Raw genomic sequence first — 23,394 nt, 5'->3', positions numbered from 1 at the left:
ACACAAGCCAGTTTCCACAGTTAGGTTTCATTGATCAGGAGGAGGCGCATGCCCAGGTACCGCTGCGCGGCTTCGCGCAGATTGCTGAGCAAACCTTCCTGGGGCAAACCTGAGTGCAACGCCAACACCTGCCCCGGCCCGCCATAGTCATGCAACAGACTCAAGGTATTGAACGCCCGCTCAAACGCCCCTAAGTCGTTACCCACCCAAATCCCCCAACGCGACTGCGCCAAGTCTTGGTGATACTTATCCACAGCCCGCACCCGCCAGCGCGCCGGGTCGCCGACCCAGCGCTGGCCTTGCCGATGCCAGCGCTCTAACGCCTGCTGCGCCAACTGCGCTTCGGGCGCCGCGCCGAACAGCAGCAACGTGCGCTGATTGAGCTGGGCCCACTGGCGCAACCCGGCGGCCTGGTCATGCATGCTCGAAGTTGTCCATCACAGCGGCCAAGTGCAGCAAACCGTCAAGGATTTCCCGCGTCTGCCCACGGGGCTTTTTCGGCAATAAGCCGAGCAGTTGCGCACGCGCCTGGAACGCCCAGTCATCCGGGGCCTGGGCCAGCCGCAGGGCACTGGCGGCGAAGCCGGCGGCCAGGTAGTGGCGGGGTTCGGCGTGCAGGTGCGGGTGCAGGTCGAGCAGCCGCGTGGAACCGCGTGCGGTCAGGTCGGCCAGCTCGTCCTGTTTCAGTTGGTGCAGCAGTTCGGCGGCCTGTTCATTCAGCGCGTGTTGTTCCTCTACCAACCAGTAACGCTGGCTCAGATGCTGGCCGCTGTGACTGTCTTGCAAGGTGGCGAACCAGGCGCGTACAGCGGTGCCTTTAAAGGCCACCGGCAGATGGCTCAAGGTCACCCGGGCATTGCGGTTGCGGTAGCGCAATACGCGGATGCCGAAGCATTCGCCGCGTTTGGCAAGGGTGCCCAGGGGATGTCGCTGCGCTTCAAACACCGCCCGTTGGCTCGCCTTGCCAGGGGTGATCCACGCCGCGCTCGACGGCGCTGCGGGCTCACCGAGAAAACCCTCCCAACACGCCTGCGGCTGCGCCATCAACGGCCATAGCTGCGCCAGCAAGGCAAAGCCCTCGACGTGCGTGATCAGACTGTCGCGCAAGGCCAGCAGCACCTTGCGCTGGCCCAACAGGCTGCGTGCCAGGGCATCGAGGTGCGGGCGGGTGGCGCTGGCGGGAGGCGCCGCAAACCGCGACGGCCGGGAAATATCCAGCGCCTGCTGCAAGAAGTCCGACGCGCCGGGCAGTTGCAAATCTTCCGGCACCTGTTGGCCCGTCGATAAATAATTCAGGCGCAAGCGGTGGCGCATCACGGTCTCCAGCACCGGCCCCAGCCGCGCTGCCTCATCGCACTTGCTGATGATGCAATCGTCCAGCCGACACCCGGCCGCCTGCGCGGCAGCACGGTAGGTGTGCACCACTTCATCCAGGGTGTCGCCGTGGCTGGCGGCATTGAGCACCAGCATCAGGCGCACCCCGCGCAGTTGCTGGATATGCGCGAGCAAGCGTTGATCGCGCTGGCTCATGCCCACGGTGTCGATGATCACCAGGCGCTTGCCGGCCAATCTGCCCAGCAACGGATCGAGTGCAGCCTGCGGCTCCAGCGTGTGCAGTTCGACGCCCAGCAATTGCGCATAGATATTCAGCTGCTCATGGGCGCCGACCCGAAAACTGTCGGTGGTCACCAGCGCCACATGGCCCGGACCATGGCGCATCACATAACGCGCCGCCAACTTCGCCGTGGTGGTGGTCTTGCCCACACCGGTGGGCCCGACCAGGGCAATCACCGTGGGCGCCTTGAACAGCTCGGCTTCATCGCCCAACAGGTTCAATTGACTGTCGAGGCGTTGCATCAGCCAGGCCTTGAGTCGTGCCGGCGTGGCATCGGGCAAGTGCGCGGGGGTGCGGCCGAGCAAGTCTTCGCTGAAACCGGCGCTGAAGCCGGCTTCCAGCAGCCATTCAAGCAACGGTGGTGCGCTCGCGGTTTCTTCGCCCTGCGCCATGATCTCCACGCCGGCGTCGGTCATGCGGCTGGACAAGATCAGCGCGTCTTCCCCCAAGGCCGCGCGCACCTGGTTCATCGCCTCGCGGCTGTTGGCGCCGATAAAACGTTGCGCGCTCACTTAGGTTTGCCTCCAATCACGTGGGTCATGCGCAGGGTGCGGTCGTCGGGGATTTCGCTGAGGGCGATCACCGTCAGTTGGCGCAAGCGCCGGCGCAGGAAGCGCGACAGCACCGGGCGTAGCCTGTTGGGCACCACCAGCACCGCGGGTTCGCTGCTGTTTTCCTGGCGCTTGAGGGTCAGGCTGGTCTGTTGCATCAGGTTGTCGGCCAGGCTCGGTTCCAGTGCGCCGCCGTTGCCCACGGCCTGCATCAGCACCTGCTCCAGGTTGAAATCCAGGCCGATGACTTTCAGTTCGGCCTGGTTGCCAAACAGTTGGTTGACGATGGAGCGGCCGAGGGCAATGCGCACCACGGCGGTCAGTTCCTGCACATCTGGTGGTTGCAGCACGCCGCCGTGCTCGGCGAGGGCGTCGAGGATGGTGCGCATGTCGCGGATCGACACGTTCTCTTCCAGCAGGTTTTGCAGCACCCGTTGCAGCACCGTCAGCGTCACCAGCTTGGGCACCACTTCGTCGATCAGGCCCTTGCTGTCGGGGCCGAGCTTGTCCAACAGCTTTTGCACTTCGCCACGACCGAGCATGTCCTTGGCGTGCTGGTGCAGCAGATGGTTGAGGTGGGTGGCGGTCACGGTGCTCGCATCGACCACGGTGTAGCCGTAGATCTGCCCGTGCTCGCGCAGGTTGGCGTCGATCCAGATCGCCGGCAGGCCAAACGCCGGGTCCACCGCCGCCGTGCCCTCCAGGGTATGGGTGACCTTGCCTGGGTTGATCGCCAGCCACTTGCCGGGGAACACTTCGCCACGGCCGATTTCCACGCCCTTGAGGCTGATGATGTAGGTGTTGGCGGCCAGTTCCAGTTTGTCGCGCACATGCACCACGGGCGGTAGAAAGCCCACGTCCTGGGCGAATTTCTTGCGCAGGCTCTTGATGCGCGTGATCAGTTCGCCTTGCTGGCGGGCGTCCACCAGTTGGATCAGGCGGTGGCCGACGCGCAGGCTCAGGGTGTCGACCAACTGCACGTCGTCCCACGAGGCTTCGCTGCCTTGGGAGGCGGATTTGGGCAACAGTGTCTGCGTGGGCGAGCCTTCCGGCGCCAGCGCTTCCTGTTTGGAAAACCACCAGCCCAAGCCACCCAGCAGCCCGGTCAACATCAGGAACACCAGGTTCGGCATGCCCGGCACCAGGCCGAGCAAGCCCATCACCCCGGCGGTCATCATCAGCACTTTCGGGCGGCTGAACAGCTGGCCCATCATCTGCTGGCCGACATCCTGTTCGGTGTTCACTCGGGACACGGTCACGCCAGCGGCAATCGAAATCACCAGGCCGGGGATCTGCGCCACCAGGCCATCGCCGATGGTCAGCATGGTGTAGGTGTGCGCCGCATCGGCAAACGCCATGCCGTGTTGCAGGATGCCAATGGCCAGGCCGCCGATGATGCACACACCCATGATCACCAGGCCGGCCACCGCGTCACCGCGCACGAACTTGCTGGCGCCGTCCATGGAGCCGAAGAAGTCCGCTTCCTGGGCTACCTCTTTACGGCGTTGGCGCGCTTGCGGTTCGCCGATCAAACCAGCGTTGAGATCAGCGTCGATCGCCATTTGCTTGCCGGGCATCGAGTCCAGGGTGAAGCGCGCACCGACTTCGGCGATACGCCCGGCGCCCTTGGTGATCACCATGAAGTTGATGGTCACCAGGATCAAAAACAGCGCCAGGCCCACGGCAAAGTTGCCGCCCACCAGGAACTCGCCGAACGCCTCGATCACCTTGCCGGCCGCGTCGGGGCCGGTGTGGCCTTCCATCAGGATCACTCGCGTCGACGCCACGTTCAGCGACAGCCGCAACAGCGTGGTAAACAGCAGCACCGAGGGAAACGCGGAGAAATCCAGCGGCTTCTCGGTGAGCATGCTGACCATCAGCACCATGATCGCCAGGGCGATGTTGAAGGTGAACAACAGGTCGAGGATGAAGGTGGGCAGCGGCAGGATCATCATCGACAGGATCAGCACGATCAGCACCGGGCCGGTCATGACTTTCAGGTCGGTGGTGGCCAGCCAGGAGTCGGGGCCGAAGAATTCGGTGATGCCTTTCATGCGTTCGGTTCATCCTCAGGTGTCGGGTTGCGCGGGCCGCGCTGGTCCATGCCCGGCGGTACGCTCAGGTTCGCCGGGGTCGGCGGCAGGTCGCCGCCGTGTTCGCTGACGCGCTTGAGGCGGATCGCCCAGGCGACGACTTCGGCGACCACGGTGTACAGCTCGATGGGAATTTCACGGTCCAGATCGACGTGGAAATACAAGGCCCGCGCCAGGGGCGGCGCTTCCAGCATCGGCAGGTGATGCTCGGCGGCGATCTCGCGGATGCGCAGGGCCACGTCGTCCGCGCCCTTGGCCACCACGCGCGGCGCGCCGTTCTTGTCTTTCTGGTAGGACAGCGCCACCGCGAAGTGGCTGGGGTTGGTGACGATCACGTCGGCCTTGGGCACCTTGCTCATCATCCGCCGCCGCGCGCGGGCCTGTTGCACCTGGCGGATCTTGGCCTTGATATGCGGATCGCCGTCGGCGTTCTTGTGTTCCTGGCGTTGCTCTTCCTTGGACATGCGCAGGTTCTTGGCGTAGGTCCACAGCTGGTACGGCGCGTCCATGCCCACCACGATAATCAGCGCCGCCACGCACATCGCGCAGGCGCTGGCGGTCAGGCTCATCACCGTGGCCAGGGCTTTGGGGGCGGGCATGTTGGGCAAGGTGAGCAGTTGGTCGAGATGGCTTTTGAGGAAGAAATACGCGACGGTGCCAATCAGCGTGGCCTTGGCGACGGCCTTGGCCAACTCCACCAGCACCTGCACCGAAAACAAGCGCGCCAACCCGCTGATCGGGTTGACCCGCGAGAACTGCGGGCGCACCGCCGCCAGGGTAATCACCAGGCCGCCGAGCAAGGCCGGTGCAGCGAGCGCGGCAAAGGTCATCAAGGCAAAAAACGGCGCCAGCGCCAACAGGGTGTTCTGGCTCAGTTGCCAGAGCACCGTGAGCATGCGCGCGGTGTCGAACAGCTGCGCACGGTCAAACAGCAACGCCTGTTCCATCACCTGGCCGAGGCTGTCATACAGATGCCCACCCATCAGCCACAGCCCGCCGATGCCGGCCAGCAGCATGACAAAGGTGTTCATTTCGCGGGAACGCGGGACTTGCCCTTCTTCGCGGGCCTTTTCGATGCGGCGCGGTGACGCCGCTTCGGTCTTGTCTTCTTTGCTGGTCTCGGCCATGGCGCCATTGTGTGCGGGCGCGGGGGCGGGTGATTAGGCGAATACCGTGCACAATCCCCCGCTATTCTGTGGCGAGCGCTTGTTGTGGCGAGGGAGCTTGCTCCCGCTGGAGTGCGAAGCGCTCCCAACATTTTGGGGCCGCTACGCAGCCCAGCGGGAGCAAGCTCCCTCGCCACAGGTTTCTATCGCGCTTTATGGTGTGCCGAACTCATCCTGGGACAAGATCCGCTCCGCAACCCGACGATCCAGCACGATAATTTCAATCCGCCGGTTGGCCGCGTCGAAGGGCCCGGCACCCTTGAACGGAATGCGATCAGCCATGCCCGACACCCGCAGCAGCTTGTCGGAATCCAACCCGCCCGCCACCAGTTCCTGGCGCGAAGCCTTGGCACGGTCGGCGGACAAGTCCCAGTTGTTGTAGCCGGCATCGCCGCCGGGGTAAGGGTGGCTGTCGGTATGGCCGCTGATCTGGATGCGGTTGGGCAGCTCGTTGAGCACCGGGGCGAAGGTCTTGAGCAGCTTGCGCAGGTACGGTGCGACGTTGGCGCTGCCCAGTTCGAACATCGGGCGTTTGTCGGTATCCAGCAGTTGCACGCGCAGGCCTTCGGGGCTCAGTTCAATCGCGATCTGCTGCTTGAGCTCGCGCAGCTGCGGGTCGCGGTCGACGGCGGCGTCGAGGCGGTGCTTGAGGGATTCCAGGTGGCGGCGTTCCTCGCCGGACAAGCGCGGCGTGTGGCGCAGTTTTTCACCTTCGACGCTGCGCGGGTCGGGGCCGCCGCCGGGGATCGCGCTGGCGCTGTTGGCGCTGCGCTCGCCTTTGCTGATCGCCACCAGCAGCGGCGTGCTGAAGTAGTCGGCGATGGCTTCCTTGTCGTTCTTGCTCGCGTTGGACAGCACCCACAGCACCAGGAACAGTGCCATCAGCGCGGTCATGAAGTCGGCGAAGGCGATTTTCCAGGCGCCGCCGTGGTGGCCGTGTTTCGCGGCTTTTTTGCGGCGGATGATGATCGGGCGCTCACTCATGCGCCGCCACCGCCGCGCACGTAGGTTTCCAGTTCCAGGGCGCCGGGGCGTTCGCTGCTGTGCAGCGCCTTGCGGCCGAATTCCACGGCCAGTTGCGGCGGCATGCCTTGCACGCTGGCCAGCAGGGTGACGCGGATGCATTGCAGCATCTTCACCGACTCGGCGGCCTGGCGTTCGATGCGGCAGGCCAAGGGCGCGACCAAGCCGTAGGCCAGGTAAATGCCGAGAAAGGTGCCGACCAGCGCGTGGGCGATCATCTGGCCCATCAAGTCCGGGCCGACGTTGACCGAGCTCAACGCCTTGACCACGCCCATCACCGCCGCAACGATGCCAAACGCCGGCAGGGCGTCGCTGACTTTATAGAGCGCATCCGAGGGCAGGCTGGACTCGTGTTCGAACGCCTCGATCTCGTGCAGCATCAACTCGTCGAGTTCGTGGGCCTGCATTGCGCTGCTCACCAGCAGGCGCAGGTAGTCGGTGAGGAACAGGATGATCAACGGGTCGCTGACCAGCCGCGGATAGGGCGCGAACACCGCGCTTTGCGCCGGGTCTTCGATGTCCCGCTCCAGTGACAGCATGCCCTCGCGGCGCGCCTTGCTGAGCAGGCCGTACATCATCGCCATCAGTTCGAGGTACAAGCGTTTGTCGTAGCGGGTGCTGCGTTTGAAGCGCGCGATGGCGCCGAACGTGGCGCGGATCGCCTTGCCATTGTTGGCCGCAATAAAAGCCCCGACGCCGGCACCGCCGATCATCAACAGCTCCATCGGCTGGTACAGCGGGCCGAGGCTGCCACCGGACAGGACGAAGCCCCCGAACACCGACAGCAGTACAGCGATAAGCCCGGATACGATGAGCACGTGGTCGTTTCCTTAATTCATGCAATGGGTGACTTGCGGAATATCGGCAACGGAGGTGGGTGAATTGAGAGGTTTTTTCGGACGGGAAAACTGAAGGCACCACAGATCAAATGTGGGAGCGGGCTTGCTCGCGAATGCGGTGGATCAGACAGCACATCCGTGACTGATAGACCGCATTCGCGAGCAAGCCCGCTCCCACATTTTTGATCGGGTTCGGTCTCAGGCCTTGCGCATCGGCGGCAGGTTGGCGAGCAACTGCGCATCAATATCCCTGCGCTTCAAGGTCTTGCCCGCCCGCGACGGCGGCTGGCAGATGCCGCACACGTAGTGCTGTGCCGGCGCATGGGAGTGCGCCACAAATTCGCCGGAGCAACACGAGCAGCGGATCAACTCCAGCATGTCGCTTTCAAAGAACCGCACCAGGGTCCAGGCCCGGGTCAGGCCCAGCACCAGCTCGCCTTCCTGGTCGCCGACCTGTTCAAGGTACAGGCGATAGGCTTTGACGAAGGCGTCGATGCGATGCCCGCCAATTTCCATGAGGCTGCGGTAAATGCCGTAGAACAGTGACGAATGAATATTCGGCAGCCACGTCACGAACCAATCGGTGGAGAAGGGCAGCATGCCCTTGGGTGGAGAGGCGCCTCGTACTTCCTTGTAGAGTCGGATCAGGCGGCCTCGGCTGAGCGTGGTCTCCGTTTCCAGCACCTGCAGCCGTGCGCCCAGCTCAATCAGTTCGATGGCCAGTTGCACTTGCTGCATTTCGGTGACCAGGCTTTTGTCTGACATGGGTCAGCCTTCCCCGATGCGCAAATCGCCGGTGCGCTCAGCGGAAGCCATCAGCAGGGCAGAGTGGATCTCGACCATGCCCAGTTCGCGGGCGTTGCCCAGCACCTTGGACAAGCGCTCGGTTTCTTCAAACACCGGGCGACAGATCAACTGGTTGACCCGCGCCAGTTGGGTCATTTGCTTGCTGCTGAGTTTGGTCAGCAGGTCGGCCATGGGGTCGCTGAGTTTCAGGCGGAAAATCGCGATTTCGCGATCTTTGCGCAATAAATTTTGTGCCAGTAATAAATAGGACAGGTTCAGGTCCTGGATGTCTTCAAGCTCAGTGTTGGTATTTGGCAACTTTCTACCCCTCCCGTTGGGTACTACAGTTCGGCACGCCTAATGGCATGACCTCTGGCAGACAGTGCTGCAAATCGACAAGTACTAAAGTCAGGCGTGTTGGGGTGTACAACGAGTGCCTGGGTGTAGCGTTATTCGGTTATTCATGCTCCCGACCATCCGCTAGCTGGCCGTGAATACCGGTTTTTTTAATTTTTTCTAAAGTATTAAGTACGCCGTACGATAACAGACTGAGGAATGATATTTCTTGTCTGTTTTCAGTGTTTTAGCCTACCTCAAAGATATTTTCACACTTATGTGTCGCCCGTAGATGCAGCGTGTAGGTGTTTGTTATTTCTTTCGATACAAATAATGGCTTATTGGTATCACTTGATTGGAAGATGCACCGTAGGTGTTGTTTAGATTGCTCTTGCGCCGATTGATTTGCATCAACTCGCCGAGGTCATTTTGTCGCGCATGCAAGAACCCGTTAACTTGCTCTTCGAGCGCGAGGATCTGGCTGAGTAGTTCAAGTTTGTATTGCTGGCCGCTGGCATCCAGGTCAACTTGGTCTTGCGCGCGGCGCAAGTAAGCGGCGTCAATCAAGCCCTGGGACTTTAACGCGAAGATACCGTCCCAGTCGGCGTGTTTGGCGCACTCCAGCAAACGCTGCGATTGTTCGAGCAGTTGTTCGTAGGCCGCGATCAGTTGTGATTGCATCATGTCTACTGCGCTTCCTCGGTCTGCGTGCCAATCGCCCGCCAGGCTGCGGCGACATTCTCCAGCAACTCGGCGGCCGTGTTCAGCGCGGCATCGTCATTGTTCAAGTTCGCGCGCAGCAGCAGGCGAACCACGTAGTCGTAAAGTTGGTCCAGCTGTGCGGCAATCTCGCCGCCGTGTTCCAGGTTCAGCGAGCCACGCAAGCCTTGGCTGACCAGGTTGATCGCCTTGGTGATGGCCTGGCCCTTGGCTGCGATATTGCCGGCCTGCAAGTGCAGCCGCGCGATGCGCAGCGTGGCCTGGTAACTGTCGAACAGCATCACGATGTGCTGGTGGGGTGAGGCCGCCAAAATGCCGCTTTCCACGCCCACCTTGGCGTAGGCATTCGCGTCTCGATAGGCGTTCATCTCGTGTGCTCCGGGTGGGTCATCAGCTGTCGCTGTTCAGGGCGTCGAACTGGGTGGTGAGGTAGTCCGCAGTCGAGCTGAGCGACGCGATCAGGGTGTCGAGTTGGGTGAACTGCTCGGTCCAGCGCGCCATTTCGGAATCGATCAGCGCCTGTTTTTCGTCGTAGCGGTCTTCCAGTTGCTCCAGCTTGGTCGCCAGGCTGTCGGTGCGCGCGACGATCAGGCCGTCGTCTTCGTCCAGGTAGGTGTCGAGGTCGGTGGTCATCTGGCCGATGAAGCCGGACTTGCCATCGGTGCCGACAAAGAACTCGGAAACGCCATCGATGTTGTCGGTGATCGCGCTGGTCAGGGTGTCTTCGTCGATCAGCAAGGTGCCGTCGACTTCCAGGGAAATGCCCAACTGCGACAAATAGCTGAAGGTGCCGCTGCCCACCGCGCTGTACAGGTCGCTGCTCAGCTTGGTGCTGATGCGCCGCGTGGTCGAGTCGCCGAGTAATTCGCCCGCCGTGTCGGCATCGGCGTCGTAGGAGGTGAGGGTGTCGACGGTGGACACGTAGCTGTTATAGGCACTGACAAACGACTCGATGGCGTCGTAAATCGCATCGGTGTCCTGGGAAATCGTCAGGGTCTGCGAGCTGCCGACGGCGGTGAGGTTCAGCGTGACCCCTTGCAGCGCATCCTCCACGGTGTTGCTTTGGCTGGTGACCGCGATGCCGTTGATGGTCAGCTCGGCGTCCAGGGCTTCGACGGTCTGGGTCATGTTGCCCGTGCTGCCGTCGTAGCCGAACAGGCTGGAGGCAGTATCGCTGCTGTCGTCACCGCTGTAGGTCACGGTCATGGCCGACTCGGTGCCGGTGCTGTCGGAGGTCAAGACCAGGCGGTACGGCGTGCCGGTGCCGTCGTTGACGATGGACGCGGTCACCCCGGCGCCGGACGCGTTTATCGCCGTGCGAATACCTTCCAGGGTGTTGTTGCTGCTGCTCAGGGTGATCGACACCGCGTCGGCCGTGCCCACTTGCAGGGTCAGGGTGCCGGTGCCCAGGGCGGTGGTCTTGCTCGCGACGCCATCGGTGGTAAGGCTTTGGGCCTGGGCCAACTGGGTCACTTCCAGCTTGTACGTGCCGGCGACGGCGTCGCTGGTGGTGGCGGCGGTCACGCCGCTGCCGGACAGGCTGGTGGTCAGCGAGGTGTATAGGCTGGAGTCGGCCAGGGCTTCGGCGGCCGTTTGCAGTTTGGTCAGGGCGCTGGTCAGGGTGCCGTAGGCGGAAATCTCGGCTTTGACCGAGGTTTCCTGGTTGGTGATGGGCGTCAGCAGGCTGGCTTCCTTGGACTCTTCCAGGCTGGTCAGAATGCTGTCCAGGTCAAGGCCGGAGCCGACCCCGAGAGAGGTAATGGTTGCAGTCGACGAGGTGGTGGAGGTCGTGGTTGCCATGTGTGTGCCTGTCCTGGGGTGCGTTTGAACGCAACATCGGCCAATCGCGGGCCCGTCTTTAGGGGCGCGCCGATTTTTTTCAGACCTGCATCGCCATCACGTCCTTGTAGGCGGTGAGCAGGCGGTTGCGCACCTGCACGCCCATCTGGAACGCGACGCTGGCTTTCTGCGAATCGGCCATCACATCACTCAGCGACACCGATTCGCTGCCGGCCTGGAACGCGTTGGACTGGCGGGTGGCGGTCTGCTGCAACTGGTTGATGCGCTGCAGCGACGACTGCAACTCGCCGGCAAAACCACCGGCGGGCGCGCTGCGTTGCGCGCTCGCGCCTTCGGCCTGTTCGGCCAGCAGCGACAGTTGTTGCAAGGCATTGGTCAGGGCGGACGGGTTCATGGTGGCGGTTCCACAAGTTGCTATCAGGCCAGCAGGTTAACAAGCCTGGCCCCGGGCACATTCGCCCAATTGACCGCAAAAGCAGTGGCTTTTCCGGCCTTTGGCTTTGGCCGTTTTCGCCAGAATGGCCGCCTACTACTGTTACCGGACGCTGCAATGTCTTTCGCACAGGCCCTACCTTCGTGAGTACCGCAGTCCTGGCCAAAGGCGCGCAAAAAAACCTGGCGACCCCGGTCCCTGTCAAACCCCTGGATGCGTTGACCACGCTGTTCCGTCGCCAACCGCTGGTGCCGCTGTTGATGGCCGCCGCGGCGGTGATCGCGGTGGTGGTCGCCTTGCTGTTGTGGGCGCGCCAGCCGGAATACCGCGTGCTGTTTTCCGGCCTCAGTGAAGCCGACGGCGGGCAAATCATCAGCGAGCTGGACAAACGCGCCGTGCCCTATCGCCTCAGCGAAGGCGGCAATACCATCCTGGTGCCCAGCGACAAGATGAGTGCGCTGCGCCTGCAATTGGCCGAACAAGGCTTGCCCAAGGGCGGCAGCGTCGGCTTTGAATTGCTCGACAAGCAAGCCTTCGGCGTCAGCCAGTTCGCCGAACACCTCAATTACCAGCGCGGCCTGGAGGGCGAGCTGGCGCGCACCATCGAGTCCCTCGGCCCGGTGGCCAAGGCGCGGGTGCATTTGGTGATGGCCAAACAATCGGTATTTGTGCGCGACCGCGAAGCCGCGCGCGCCTCGGTGGTGTTGACCCTGCAACCCGGCCGCGAAGTCGGGCCGAGCCAGACCAGCGCGATTGTGCATCTGGTCACCTCCAGCGTGCCGGAGCTGAGCGTGGACGCGGTTACCGTGGTCGATCAGAACGGCCGCCTGCTGTCCCAGACCCACGGTGACAACAGTGGCGTCGACGGCTCGCAACTCGACTATGTGCATGAGATCGAGCGCTCCTACCAGCGCCGCATCGAAGACATCCTCACCCCGCTGCTGGGCAGCCAGAACGTGCATGCCCAAGTGGTCGCCCAGGTGGATTTTTCCAGCCGCGAAAGCACCGCTGAACGTTACGCGCCGAACCAGGACAGCAACGCCGCCGCCGTGCGCAGCAAGCAAACCTCCGAGCATGTGCAGGACGGCGACGATGCCGGCCGTGGCGTGCCCGGCGCGCTGACCAACTCACCGCCCAACACCCCGCCGCCGACCAAGGCCAACGCGCCGACCCCGGCGGGCGGCAGCGCTGCGACGCCGGAGGCGAAAACCGCGAAGAGCGCCAGCCAAAGCGAGCGCATGATCAACTACGAGGTGGACCGCAACGTCGAGCACGTCAAGTCCAGCCTGGGTACCCTGCAGCGCCTGACCACGGCGGTGGTGGTCAACTACCGCACGGTGCTCAAGGACGGCAAGCCCACCAGCGAGCCGCTGAGCAAGGACGAACTCGACAGCATCAACAACCTGGTGCGCCAGGCCATGGGCTTTACCGAAAGCCGTGGCGATGCCTTGCAAGTTATCAACAGCCCGTTCGTCGAGGCCGATACCAGCGTCGACGAACAGCCGTGGTGGAAAACCCCCGAGGCCTACAACCTGCTGAGCACCGGCCTGCGCTACCTCGCCGTCGCCTTTGCCGCGTTGGCGCTGTGGTGGATCGTGTTGCGCCCGATGCAACGACGCAACGCCGCGCACACCCAGGCGCTCTTGGCGAGCAACGCCGAGCCGGGCACGGCCTTGGTGCCGTCCAGCACCGGCACCAACCTGGTGGTCGCCGGCCAGGAAAGCGCCCCGCATACCTTGCCGCGCAAATCGGCGGTGTACGAACAGAACATGCAGAGCCTGCAACAGATCGCGGCCGAAGACCCGCGACTGGTAGCCATGATCGTGCGCGGATGGATGAAGAAAAATGACTAGCAAGATCAGCGGTTCGCGGCGCAGCGCCATCCTCTTATTGTCCCTGGATGCGGACAGCGCGGCAGAAGTGTTCAAGTTTTTGCCCAGCGAAGACGTCGAGGCCATCAGCATGGAAATGGCGCGCCTGAGCCAGGTGTCCCATGAAGAAATGCGCCAGGTGCTCGAAGAGTTCATGGACGAGACCGACCAGTATGCCGCCATCAATATCCAGACCAGCGACCATATCCGCGCGGTGCTGACCAAGGCCCTGGGCAGCGAACGCGCCGCCAGCCTGATCGACGACATCCTCGAAAGCACCAACACCGGTTCGGGCATCGACAAGCTCAACCTGATGGAAGCCTCGATGGTCGCCGAGATGATTCGCGACGAACACCCGCAGATCATCGCCACTATCCTCGTGCACCTGGAGCGTCACCAGGCCTCGGACATTCTGCAATTGCTGCCGGACCGCCTGCGCAACGACATCATCCTGCGCATCGCCACGTTCAGCGGCGTGCAGCCGGTGGCGTTGCAGGAACTCACCGAAGTGCTCGGCGTGATGCTCGATGGCCAAAGCCTCAAGCGCAGCAAAATGGGCGGCGTGCGCACGGCGGCGGAGATCCTCAACCTGATGAGCTCGGCCCACGAAGAACTGGCCATCGGCACTGTGCGCGAACACAGCGACGACCTGGCGCAGAAGATCCTCGACGAAATGTTCCTGTTCGAAAACCTCATCGACGTGGACGACCGTGGCATCCAGACCCTGTTGCAGCAGGTCGATCAGAACTCCCTGGCCATCGCCCTCAAGGGCTCGCCGCCGGCGCTGCTCGAACGTTTCCTGCACAACATGTCCCAGCGTGCCGGGCAGTTGTTCCGCGAGGACATGGAAGCGCGCGGGCCGATCCGCATGTCGCAGATCGAATCCGAACAGAAGGCCATTCTCGCCGTGGTGCGGCGCTTGTCCGACAGCGGCGACATCGTGACCGCACGCGGCAACGACACCTATGTCTGACCGTTGGCAACCCTGGCAGATGGACCCGCTGGGCAGCCCGGCGGCGGCCAGCGACGACCCCCACAGCAGCCACCGCGAACGCCTGCGCAAGCAAGCCTTCCAGCACAAGCTGGAGATGCAGGTGCTGCGCGAAAAAACCATCGCCGAGGCCCAGCAGGTCGGGCATGCCCAAGGTCTGGAACAAGGTTATGCACAGGGTCTGGACGAAGGTCGTAAAGCCGCTGCCGTGGAGTTGCAGCAGCAGATTGCCGTGACCCTGCAACCGCTGCTGGAGCTATGCCGCAATTTTGATCAAGCGCTGAAAGCCTTGGATACGCAGATCGCCCGGCAACTGGTGCGCATCGCCCTGGACGCCGCGCAACAACTGGCCGGCGAAGCCTTGAACGCGCAGCCGGAACAGGTGCTGGTGCTGGTGAAGCGCCTGCTTGACAGCGACGTGGAACTCACCGGCAAGCCTAAGCTGTGGCTCAACCCCGACGATGTGCAGCGCGTGCAGGACAGCCTCGGCGAGCAGATCGACGCGGCGGGCTGGGTGTTGCACGCCGACGCCGCGATGCAGGCGGGCGGCTGCCGGGTGGTCAGCGCGGGCGGTGAGCTGGATGCGTCGCGGCCGTCGCGCCTCGCGCTGCTCACTCGCAACGTCGAGCGCATGTTGGATGAGTTGCCATGAATCCGCATCTCGCGCGCTGGAGCGGTGTGCTCGATACGCTGCACGGCCAAGCCTTGCAGGTCGCGCCGCACCTGCGCAGCGGCCGTATCACCCGCGCCACCGGCATGGTCCTGGAAGCGGTGGGCCTGCGCCTGCCGTTGGGTGGGGCGTGTCGCATCGAGCTGGAAGGCGTGTTCGCCGAGGCCGAAGTGGTGGGGTTTGCCGGGGACACGCTGTACTTGATGCCGCTCGCGGAAATCCACGGCCTGCAACCCGGCGCACGGGTCTTTACGGCGGACGAAGGCGGTGGCAATCGCAGTTTTCCATTGGGCATGGCCTTGCTCGGGCGTGTGCTCGACAGCGGCGGCCAGCCGTTGGACGGGCGCGGGCCGTTGCTTGGCGCCCATCACGCCGGCTTGCATACCCAGCCGCTGAACCCGCTCAAGCGGGCGCCGATTGATCGGCAGATCGACGTCGGTATCCGCGCAATCAATGCCTTGCTGTGCGTCGGCCGTGGCCAGCGCCTGGGCTTGTTTGCTGGCTCTGGCGTGGGCAAGTCGGTACTGCTGGGCATGATGGCGCGCTACACCCAGGCCGATGTGATCGTGGTCGGGTTGATTGGCGAGCGGGGCCGTGAGGTACAAGACTTTATCGACAATATCCTCGGTGACGAGGGGTTGCGCCGTTCGGTGGTCGTGGCGGCTCCCGCTGACACATCGCCGCTGCAACGCCTGCAAGGCGCGCTGTATGCGACGCGGGTCGCCGAGGATTTTCGCGAGCAGGGCAAAGACGTACTGCTGATCATGGATTCGCTGACCCGCTACGCCATGGCCCAGCGCGAAATCGCCCTGGCCGTGGGCGAGCCGCCGGCGACCAAAGGTTATCCACCGTCGGTGTTCGCCAAGCTACCCAAGCTGGTGGAGCGAACCGGCAACGGCCCGCCGGGTGGCGGTTCGATCACCGCGTTTTATACGGTGCTCAGCGAAGGCGACGACCAGCAGGACCCGATTGCCGACTCGGCGCGGGCGATCCTCGACGGGCATATCGTGCTGTCGCGCCAGTTGGCCGAAAGCGGGCACTACCCGGCCATCGATATCGAAGCGTCCATCAGCCGCGCCATGACCGCCATCGCCAGTGATGCCCAGCAGCGCAAGGCCAACCAGCTCAAGCAGATGCTCTCGCGTTACCAGCGCAACCGCGACCTGATCAGCGTCGGCGCCTACGCCCAGGGCCACGATGTGCAACTCGACCGCGCGGTTGGGTTGTACCCGCATATCGAGCGCTTCCTGCAACAACGCATTGATGACCGTGCCAGCGTCGACGAGACCCTGCACGGCCTCAGTCTGTTGTTCCCCGGCAACTGACTTTTCGAGTAATCATCGATGGCTAACCAATCGCTGCACCTGCTGATCGAAATGGCCGCCAAGGCCCGCGACGTCGCGGCCCGCGCCCTGGCCCAGAGCCGCAACGCCGAGCAGCAGGTGATCAATCAGTTGCTCACCCTTGACCAGTACCAGCAGGAATACCGCCAGAACCTGCAAGTGGAATTGGCCAGCGATGGCATGAGCCCGTCGGCGTTGACCAATTACCGGGGCTTTTTGCAGTCGCTGGAAGAGGCGGTGGAGCGCGCGCAAAAGAGCCTGGAGCGGCATCGCAAGCAGGTCGCCCATCACCAGCTGACGTGGATGGCGCAGTGGCGCAAGGTCAGCTCGATTGAAGCGCTGCTGGCGCGGCGGGCCCAGCAGGAACAGGTGCTTGCGGGGCGGGTGGAGCAGCGTCACACCGATGAAATGGCTAGCCAGTTGCGCCGTCGAGCGGCGGCGTTTCCTTCTTCCATCGATAGCGGCCTTTAAGGAACAGCATGGATATTCTCGCGACGTTAGTGCCGACTGCTGCGCCCGCGCCGGTGGTGGACAGTGTTGCCGTGGAGGCGCCGGTGGCGCTGGCGGAGTCGTTTTCGGCGGTGTTGAGCCAGGTGGTTGCGCCGGTGCCGCAAGTGTTGCCGGTGGTGCAGACGCCCGTTCCGGTTGCAGTTCAGCCGCCTGTGGCAGTCGCCCCTGCCACCGTTGCACCGGTCGTCGTGCAAGCGCTGCCCGTGGAAGAGCCGGAGGTTGAGCTGCCGCCGGTGTTGCCGGATGAAGTGGTGGCTGAGGTCGAAGTGACAAAGCCAACGACCGCGGCTGACAGCACCCTCGATGATATCCGCCAGCGCATGGCCCTGATCGAAAGTGCCGGGCAACTGGACACGTCGGCGGTGATCGTCGCGCCGCCGATTCCGCTCAGCTTGCCGTTACCGCTCAACGTCACACCGACCGCGCCCGAGCCCGCGATCAGCAGCGCGACAACCCAGGCCCCGAGCCTGCCGGTCGCGGTGGATGATGAGCCCGACACGCCAGAACCGGTGGATCTGCCGGACGCCATGCCCGCGCTGGTCGCTACCGTGGCGCAGGCGCTCCCGCAGGTGCGCCCGCAAGCTGATGACAGCCAACCCGACAACCCTGATTCGCCTGGCGTGTTCAGCCTCGCACCGGCACCGGCCAGCCCGGTCGCCGCACCCGTCGCCGACAACGATCTGGTTGTCGCCGCCGCCGTCGGCAGCACCGACTGGGCCGCCGATCTGGGCCAGCAGATGGTCGATATGGTCAGCCGTGGCGACAGGCAAGTCGACCTGCATTTGCACCCCGCCGACCTTGGCCCATTGTCCATCAGCCTCGAACTGAACGACGGCACCACCCAGGCGCAGTTCCAGGTCGCCCATGCCTCGGTGCGCGCGGCGGTGGAGCAGGCGTTGCCGCAATTGCGCGAGGCGCTGGCGAGCCAGGGCATTGCGCTGGGGCAGGCGTCGGTCAGCGATCAGCCCTCGCGCGGCAGTGCGCAGCGTGATCCGCAGCCGTCGGCGTTCAGCCGCAGCGACACCTCGCCAGTGGCCGAACCGGTGGTGGTGCAACAGGTGCAGCTGGCCCGCTCGGCAATTGACCTGTACGTGTGAATCCCAAATCAAAACAGCGAGATACCGCCGTTACCCGTGTCTTATCGCGCCATGGGCGGGGCGGGGCGCTGGTCATACTGGCGCCCTGCCTGATCGTTTCCCTTCATTGCATGGTTCCCGCCAATGACCGCCACCCGCAAAACCCCCTGGCTCTTGATTGTGTTGCTGGCGCTGGCCGTCGTCGCCGCAAGTGCCGGTGGTACTTACCTCTACCTGAGCCAGGTGGACGTCGCCAAGGCCGCGCCGGTGGCGAACAAGCCCCAGGCGCCACGGTTGGTCACGGTGGCCCCGATGACGGTGAACCTGTCCAACGAGCGCGATGAACCGAGCCTGTTGTATGTGGGGTTCGCCCTGGAAGTCGCCGACGACGCAACCCAAGCTCAACTGACCGACTACATGCCGCAATTGCGCAGCCAGTTGCTGACCCTGGTCAGCGGCCAGAACAGCACGCAATTGATCACCCCCCAAGGCAAGGCCGCCTTGGCCGCGCGCATCCTCGACGCCCTCAAGCAACCGCTGGCGCCGCAGCAACCCGCCCCCGCGTTGCTGCGCGTGCTGTACACCGACTTTATCGTGCAGTAACCCATGGCCATCGACGATTTGCTCTCCCAGGACGAGATCGACATGCTGCTGCGCGGCAGCGACGAAACCGACGCCGCCCATGAAGAAGCCGGCACCCTCGACGCCGCCCGCGTACGCCCGTATGACCCGGCGACCCAGCACCGGGTGATCCACGAGCGCTTGCATGCGCTGGACATCATCAACGAGCGCTTCGCCCGTTATTTCCGCATGAGCCTGTTCAACCTGATCCGGCGCAGCATCGACATCACCGTCAAAAGCGTGCGCTACCAGAGTTACAGCGAATTCTCGATGCACATGCCGATGCCCACCAACATCAACCTGCTGGCGATGAAACCGCTGCGCGGCACGGCGTTGGTGGTGTTCCCTCCGGCGGTGGTGTTCATGGTGGTGGACAACCTGTTCGGCGGCGACGGGCGCTTTGTGACCAAGTCCGAAGGCCGCGAATTCACCCGTACCGAACAGCGCATCATCCAGCGTTTGCTGGGGCTGTCGGTGGACGCCTACAAGGGCGCGTGGAAGTCGGTGTACCCCTTGGAAATCGAATACCTGCGTTCGGAGATGCAGGCCAAGTTCGCCAACATCACCAGCTCGCCGAATGAAATCGTGGTGAATGCCACCTTCCACCTGGAGGTCGGCAACCTCTCCAGCGATTTCAATATCGTGATTCCGTACCTGATGATCGAGCCGATGCGCCAGTTGCTCAACGGCCCGCTGACGGACACCAATCCCGAGGAAGAGCGCCATTGGAACAAACGCATGGCGGGCGAAATCGCGCAGTCGGAGATTGAACTGATCGCCGACTTTGTCGAAATGGATGCGCGCGTCGGCCAAGTCATGGCGTTGAAAGTCGGCGACGTGCTGCCCATCGAACTGCCCGACATCATCAGCGCACGGGTCGATGGCGTACCGGTCATGACCTGTGAATACGGCAGCCAGAACGGCCTGCGCGCCTTGTTGGTAAAGGACCTGGTCGATCATTCCCTGAGCCTTTCTTCCTCTTCCTCCAGCCGATTCGTGAAGGGCCACGTCCCCACAGCCAAGGACTCCGAGCATGACTGATCCAACTGTTACCGAGCCCCAAGAGCCGGATGAATGGGCCGACGCCCTGGCCGAACAAACCATCGCCGAAGGGGCAGACGACCCGTGGGCGATTGCCCTGGCCGAACAAGAGGCGGCCGATGCGGCGCTGGAAAGCCCGGCGCCGAGCGTCGGTTCCAGCGTGTTCAAGCCGCTGGCGCCGGCGCCGCCCACTGCCGCTGCGCGTGAGCTGGAAATGATCATGGATATTCCGGTCAAGCTCAGCGTGGAGCTGGGCCGTACGCGCATCACCATCAAGCAGTTGCTGGAGCTGGCCCAGGGCTCGGTGCTGGCGCTGGATGGCCTGGCGGGCGAGCCGATGGACATCCTGATCAACAGCTACCTGATCGCCCAGGGCGAAGTGGTGGTGGTGGATGACAAGTACGGGATCCGTATCACCGAAATCATCACGCCGTCCGAGCGCGTGCAAAAGCTCAACCGATGAACAGCCCGAGCCCGGCGCCGCTCGGCGTGCCCACCGACAGCGTGATGAACCTGGCGCTGCTGGGTAAAACCGCCCTGGCCCTGGCCGTGGTGCTGGGCTGCGTGCTGGTGTTTGGCTGGCTCGCCCGGCGCATGGGCACGCGAGCTTTGGTGCCGGGCAAGCAGCTGCGCGTGGTCAGCAGCACGGGCCTGGGGCAGCGCGAGAAAGTGGTGATTGTGGAAGTGCGTGGGCAATGGCTGGTGCTGGGCGTGACGGCGCAGCAGGTCACGGCGCTGGCGCAGATGGACGCGCCGCAAGTGGAGCCCGAAGCGGTGGTCGCGGGCGGTTTTGCCGAGCGTCTGGCCAATGCCTTGACCCGCAAAGGGCGTGCTTCATGACCGGCATGGAGGGCCTCAGCGCCTTCACCGGGCAAGCCGGCGGCCAGCAATGGTCGCTGAGCCTGCAAACCCTGTTGCTGCTCAGCGCCATGGCGTTCCTGCCGGCGATATTGCTGATGATGACCGGCTTCACCCGCATCATCATTGTGCTCGGCTTGCTGCGCACGGCCATCGGCACCACCTCGGCGCCGCCGAACCAGGTGCTGTTGGGGCTGGCGTTGTTCCTGACGTTTTTCGTGATGTCGCCGACCCTGGATCAGGCTTACGAAAAGGCCTGGTTGCCGTTCTCCCACGATGAAATCTCGGTGGAACAATTCCTCAAGGACGGCAGCCAGCCGTTTCGCAAATTCATGCTGACCCAGACCCGCCAGGGCGACCTTGCCCTGTTCGCGCGGCTGGCGCAGATCGACGACCTGCAAGGCCCCGACGACGTGCCCATGCGCGTGCTGCTGCCGTCGTTTGTCACCAGCGAACTGAAGACCGCGTTCCAGGCCGGTTTCACCATCTTTATCCCGTTCCTGATCATCGACCTGGTGGTGGCGAGCGTGCTGATGGCGCTGGGCATGATGATGGTGCCGCCGGCCACGATTTCCCTGCCGTTCAAGCTGATGCTGTTTGTGCTGGTGGACGGCTGGCAATTGCTGCTGGGTTCGCTGGCGCAGAGTTTTTACACCTGATGAGGCGCCGCCGATGACCCCGGAAATGGTGATGGACCTGGCTTACAAAGGCATGCGCATGAGCATGATCGTGGCCGCGCCCGTGTTGTTCGTGACCCTGTTTATCGGCCTGTTGGTGAGCCTGTTCCAGGCCGCCACGCAGATCAACGAATCCACCCTGTCGTTTATCCCCAAGATCATCGGCGTGTGCGTGGTGCTGGTGATCGCCGGGCCGTTGATCATGGAAATGCTCGTGGACTACACCCGCGCCCTGTTCACCAGCCTGCCCACGCTGATCGGCTGACCCGCCGTGATCGAAGTCAGCTCGGCGCAACTGCAACTGTGGCTGACCAGTTTTTTCTGGCCGTTCTGCCGAGTGCTGGCGTACCTGATGAGCGACCCGATCCTGGGGCACAAGAACGTGTCGAACCAGGTCAAGGTCGGGCTGGCGATGTTGCTGGCGTTCCTGTTGGCGCCAAACCTGCCGCCGTTGCCCCAGGTGGCGCTGTTCTCCTGGCCGGGGCTCGGCGTGATCGTGGAACAAGTGCTGATCGGCATGGCGCTGGGCATGGTCATGCGCGTGACCCTGGCGGTGGTGGAGATGACCGGCGACATCTGCGGCATGCAGATGGGCTTGGCGTTTGCCACGTTCTTCTCGGCTGATACCAGCACCAACAGCCTGGTGCTGTCACGGTACCTGGGGATGATCACCGTGCTGATGTTCCTCGCGCTCGACGGGCACTTGATGGTGCTGGAACTGCTGGCCGGCACGTTCAAGACCTTGCCGATTGGCAACCTGCGATTCGACCCGAACGCCTGGCAGCTGATTGCGCGGTACGGCAGCACGATCTATTTGACCGGCTTGTTGCTGGCGTTGCCGATGGTGGGCACGTTGCTGATCATCAGCTTGGCCATGGGCATCCTCAACCGCGTGTCGCCGCAGCTCACGGTATTTTCGGTGGGCTTTCCGCTGACGTTATCGGTGGGGCTGATTCTGCTGATGGTGGTGATGGGCGACCTGGGGCCGTTTCTGGCGACGTTGCTCAGCAATACCCTGCATTTCATGCAGTACCTGGTGGATAACATGGCCCTTCCTTAAATGTGGGAGCGGGCTTGTTCGCGAAAGCGGTGTGTCAGTCAATGGATTTTTACCTGAACCACCGCATTCGCGAGCAAGCCCGCTCCCACAGTTTTTATCCGGTTCAGGCGGTTAGATGTATTCGAACAGGGACATCTTCTGAATGCTGACAAACGTCTGCTGCGCCGCCTGCAACGCCACTTGCAGCGAGGTGTATTGCGTCACCGACTCGGTGTAGTCCGCATCCACCAACCCCGACAACCGCTCCGTGTAGCTCAGCGCCAGGTCGTCGCCGATGGTGTCGAGCACGTCCAGTTGATTGAGCCGCGAACCCACCGAGGTCTGCACCGTCAGTACCGTGTCCTGGGCATTGCTCAGTTGGCGGCTGGCGGTGGAGAGGGTGTTGTTCAGGTTGGCTCGGTCGGCGTCGGTTTCCACGGGGGTTTGCAGTACGGAAATCAGGTTTTTCAGGGTGGCGAACAGGTCCGGGTCGGCGTCGGCGGCTTTGCTGACGGTGATGCTGTCACCGTCCACCGGGGTGCCGCTGAGGGTCAGGGACAGGCCGTTGACTTGCAGGGTGTCGCCCGAGGTGTAGGCCACCGGGGTGGCGCCGTCGAGGCTGTATTGCGCGGTGCCGTCGGCGGCGGTGCTGAAGGTCAGACTGAAGCCGGTGCCGTAGTTGGCGGCTGTGGTGTCGGTGATGGTCGGGCCGTTGAAGGTCACGCTGCCGCTGTTGTCGCCGGCTTCGGCGATAAAACCCGCCGAGCTGCTCACCGATTGGAAAATCGTCGCGCCGGTGTCGCCGCTGGCCATGCTTTGGGTGGAACTGACCAATTGCGTGACCACATTGCTGTCACCCTGGTAAACCATGTTGCCGTCGGCGTCCGCCGCGAACGCCGGGCTTTGGCTCTGGTAGCCGGAAAACAGGTAGTTGCCGTTGCTGTCGGTGGCGTTGGCCAGGGTGACAAGGGTGTCGTACACGCCTTGCAAAGACGTGGCGATGGACTCGCGATCGGCGTCGCTCAACGTACCGTTGTTGGCCTGCACGATCAGCGAGCGCGCGCTGGTGATTGCATCGTTGATGCTGTCCAGAGTGCTTTCTTCCTGGGACAACGACGTGCTGATGCTGCTGCGCGCATCGGCGTATTGCTCATTGGCGGCAATCGCCTGGCGCACGTTGACGGCTTGCGCAGCAGCCAGTGAGTCGTCGGACGGCGTAACCACCCGCGTGCCGCTGGCCACTTGCTGGGCGGCGGTCTGGTAGGCACTTTCCTGGGCCAGCATGGAGTTGAGGCTCTGGTTGTAAATCGTCGCACTGCTCAGGCGCATGGCGTG

General features: G+C 63.4%; 26 protein-coding genes. 13 read left to right on the top strand and 13 right to left on the bottom strand.

Annotation, left to right across the window (positions count from 1 at the left end; all coding sequences use genetic code 11):
- Nucleotides 1-20 precede the first annotated feature (20 nt).
- The 12 genes from DBR46_RS12210 to fliE form a co-directional block, all read right to left on the bottom strand.
- Nucleotides 21-422, bottom strand: a complete 402-nt coding sequence (locus DBR46_RS12210) for a hypothetical protein (protein ID WP_124526400.1) — start codon at nt 420-422, stop codon at nt 21-23.
- Entirely contained in the window at nt 415-2,127 is a 1,713-nt protein-coding gene (locus DBR46_RS12205) for a flagellar biosynthesis protein FlhF (protein ID WP_124526399.1), read from the bottom strand. Before DBR46_RS12205 ends, DBR46_RS12210 begins: the two co-directional genes overlap by 8 nt.
- Nucleotides 2,124-4,220 carry a flagellar biosynthesis protein FlhA gene (gene flhA, locus DBR46_RS12200; protein WP_124526398.1) on the bottom strand — a complete coding sequence of 699 codons (2,097 nt, stop codon included), beginning with the start codon at nt 4,218-4,220 and terminating at the stop codon, nt 2,124-2,126. Before flhA ends, DBR46_RS12205 begins: the two co-directional genes overlap by 4 nt.
- Nucleotides 4,217-5,386 carry a flagellar biosynthesis protein FlhB gene (flhB, locus tag DBR46_RS12195; RefSeq protein ID WP_124526397.1) on the bottom strand — a complete coding sequence of 390 codons (1,170 nt, stop codon included), beginning with the start codon at nt 5,384-5,386 and terminating at the stop codon, nt 4,217-4,219. The genes flhA and flhB overlap by 4 nt, the downstream gene beginning before the upstream one ends.
- A 192-nt stretch (nt 5,387-5,578) precedes the next feature.
- Nucleotides 5,579-6,409 carry a flagellar motor protein MotB gene (gene motB / locus DBR46_RS12190; RefSeq protein WP_124526396.1) on the bottom strand — a complete coding sequence of 277 codons (831 nt, stop codon included), beginning with the start codon at nt 6,407-6,409 and terminating at the stop codon, nt 5,579-5,581.
- Nucleotides 6,406-7,266: a flagellar motor stator protein MotA gene (gene motA, locus DBR46_RS12185; protein ID WP_124526395.1), complete on the bottom strand. Its 861-nt coding sequence runs from the start codon at nt 7,264-7,266 to the stop codon at nt 6,406-6,408. Before motA ends, motB begins: the two co-directional genes overlap by 4 nt.
- 219 nt (nt 7,267-7,485) lie before the next feature.
- The gene (flhC, locus tag DBR46_RS12180; RefSeq protein ID WP_017735859.1) at nt 7,486-8,052 is read right to left on the bottom strand and encodes a flagellar transcriptional regulator FlhC; all 567 of its coding nucleotides are present in this window, start codon (nt 8,050-8,052) and stop codon (nt 7,486-7,488) included.
- A 3-nt stretch (nt 8,053-8,055) separates the two neighbouring features.
- Nucleotides 8,056-8,391: a flagellar transcriptional regulator FlhD gene (flhD, locus tag DBR46_RS12175; protein WP_124526394.1), complete on the bottom strand. Its 336-nt coding sequence runs from the start codon at nt 8,389-8,391 to the stop codon at nt 8,056-8,058.
- A 330-nt stretch (nt 8,392-8,721) separates the two neighbouring features.
- Nucleotides 8,722-9,093 (bottom strand): flagellar protein FliT, encoded by a 372-nt coding sequence (fliT, locus tag DBR46_RS12170; RefSeq protein WP_124526393.1) that lies wholly within the window; start codon nt 9,091-9,093, stop codon nt 8,722-8,724.
- 2 nt (nt 9,094-9,095) lie between these two features.
- Entirely contained in the window at nt 9,096-9,497 is a 402-nt protein-coding gene (gene fliS / locus DBR46_RS12165) for a flagellar export chaperone FliS (RefSeq protein ID WP_124526392.1), read from the bottom strand.
- A 22-nt stretch (nt 9,498-9,519) separates the two neighbouring features.
- The gene (fliD, locus tag DBR46_RS12160) at nt 9,520-10,929 is read right to left on the bottom strand and encodes a flagellar filament capping protein FliD (RefSeq protein ID WP_124526391.1); all 1,410 of its coding nucleotides are present in this window, start codon (nt 10,927-10,929) and stop codon (nt 9,520-9,522) included.
- A gap of 79 nt (nt 10,930-11,008) precedes the next feature.
- Nucleotides 11,009-11,323: a flagellar hook-basal body complex protein FliE gene (gene fliE / locus DBR46_RS12155; protein ID WP_017735854.1), complete on the bottom strand. Its 315-nt coding sequence runs from the start codon at nt 11,321-11,323 to the stop codon at nt 11,009-11,011.
- A gap of 182 nt (nt 11,324-11,505) precedes the next feature.
- Here fliE and fliF point away from each other — a divergent pair, with 182 nt between their 5' ends.
- From fliF to fliR, 13 genes are all read left to right on the top strand, one after another.
- Nucleotides 11,506-13,215: a flagellar basal-body MS-ring/collar protein FliF gene (gene fliF, locus DBR46_RS12150; protein WP_124526390.1), complete on the top strand. Its 1,710-nt coding sequence runs from the start codon at nt 11,506-11,508 to the stop codon at nt 13,213-13,215.
- Complete coding sequence (gene fliG, locus DBR46_RS12145; RefSeq protein ID WP_017735852.1) at nt 13,208-14,206, top strand: flagellar motor switch protein FliG; 999 nt, start codon at nt 13,208-13,210, stop codon at nt 14,204-14,206. Before fliF ends, fliG begins: the two co-directional genes overlap by 8 nt.
- Nucleotides 14,199-14,876: a flagellar assembly protein FliH gene (locus DBR46_RS12140; RefSeq protein WP_256659278.1), complete on the top strand. Its 678-nt coding sequence runs from the start codon at nt 14,199-14,201 to the stop codon at nt 14,874-14,876. The genes fliG and DBR46_RS12140 overlap by 8 nt, the downstream gene beginning before the upstream one ends.
- On the top strand, nt 14,873-16,219 hold the full coding sequence (gene fliI / locus DBR46_RS12135) for a flagellar protein export ATPase FliI (RefSeq protein ID WP_124526389.1): 1,347 nt from the start codon (nt 14,873-14,875) through the stop codon (nt 16,217-16,219). The genes DBR46_RS12140 and fliI overlap by 4 nt, the downstream gene beginning before the upstream one ends.
- 18 nt (nt 16,220-16,237) lie before the next feature.
- Entirely contained in the window at nt 16,238-16,708 is a 471-nt protein-coding gene (gene fliJ / locus DBR46_RS12130; protein ID WP_124526388.1) for a flagellar export protein FliJ, read from the top strand.
- An 8-nt stretch (nt 16,709-16,716) separates the two neighbouring features.
- Complete coding sequence (locus DBR46_RS12125) at nt 16,717-17,844, top strand: flagellar hook-length control protein FliK (RefSeq protein ID WP_124526387.1); 1,128 nt, start codon at nt 16,717-16,719, stop codon at nt 17,842-17,844.
- Between the two features lie 123 nt (nt 17,845-17,967).
- Complete coding sequence (locus DBR46_RS12120; protein ID WP_017735847.1) at nt 17,968-18,426, top strand: flagellar basal body-associated FliL family protein; 459 nt, start codon at nt 17,968-17,970, stop codon at nt 18,424-18,426.
- 3 nt (nt 18,427-18,429) lie between these two features.
- Nucleotides 18,430-19,485, top strand: coding sequence for a flagellar motor switch protein FliM (gene fliM / locus DBR46_RS12115; RefSeq protein WP_124526386.1), 1,056 nt, complete (start codon nt 18,430-18,432; stop codon nt 19,483-19,485).
- Complete coding sequence (gene fliN, locus DBR46_RS12110; protein WP_124526385.1) at nt 19,478-19,948, top strand: flagellar motor switch protein FliN; 471 nt, start codon at nt 19,478-19,480, stop codon at nt 19,946-19,948. The genes fliM and fliN overlap by 8 nt, the downstream gene beginning before the upstream one ends.
- Nucleotides 19,945-20,325: a flagellar biosynthetic protein FliO gene (gene fliO, locus DBR46_RS12105; RefSeq protein ID WP_124526384.1), complete on the top strand. Its 381-nt coding sequence runs from the start codon at nt 19,945-19,947 to the stop codon at nt 20,323-20,325. The genes fliN and fliO overlap by 4 nt, the downstream gene beginning before the upstream one ends.
- On the top strand, nt 20,322-21,002 hold the full coding sequence (gene fliP, locus DBR46_RS12100) for a flagellar type III secretion system pore protein FliP (RefSeq protein WP_017735843.1): 681 nt from the start codon (nt 20,322-20,324) through the stop codon (nt 21,000-21,002). Before fliO ends, fliP begins: the two co-directional genes overlap by 4 nt.
- Nucleotides 21,003-21,015: 13 nt before the next feature.
- Nucleotides 21,016-21,285 (top strand): flagellar biosynthesis protein FliQ, encoded by a 270-nt coding sequence (gene fliQ, locus DBR46_RS12095; protein ID WP_017735842.1) that lies wholly within the window; start codon nt 21,016-21,018, stop codon nt 21,283-21,285.
- A 6-nt stretch (nt 21,286-21,291) separates the two neighbouring features.
- Nucleotides 21,292-22,080 (top strand): flagellar biosynthetic protein FliR, encoded by a 789-nt coding sequence (fliR, locus tag DBR46_RS12090; protein ID WP_124526383.1) that lies wholly within the window; start codon nt 21,292-21,294, stop codon nt 22,078-22,080.
- A gap of 111 nt (nt 22,081-22,191) precedes the next feature.
- On the opposite strand, the gene flgL is transcribed toward fliR, so the two are convergent.
- On the bottom strand, nt 22,192-23,388 hold the full coding sequence (gene flgL / locus DBR46_RS12085; protein ID WP_124526382.1) for a flagellar hook-associated protein FlgL: 1,197 nt from the start codon (nt 23,386-23,388) through the stop codon (nt 22,192-22,194).
- Nucleotides 23,389-23,394 lie beyond the last annotated feature (6 nt).

It is taken from the genome of Pseudomonas sp. KBW05, assembly GCF_003852405.1.
Classification (GTDB): Bacteria; Pseudomonadota; Gammaproteobacteria; order Pseudomonadales; family Pseudomonadaceae; genus Aquipseudomonas.
Note: the sequence above shows the minus strand (reverse complement) of the source record. Positions and strands in the feature narration are given on the sequence as shown.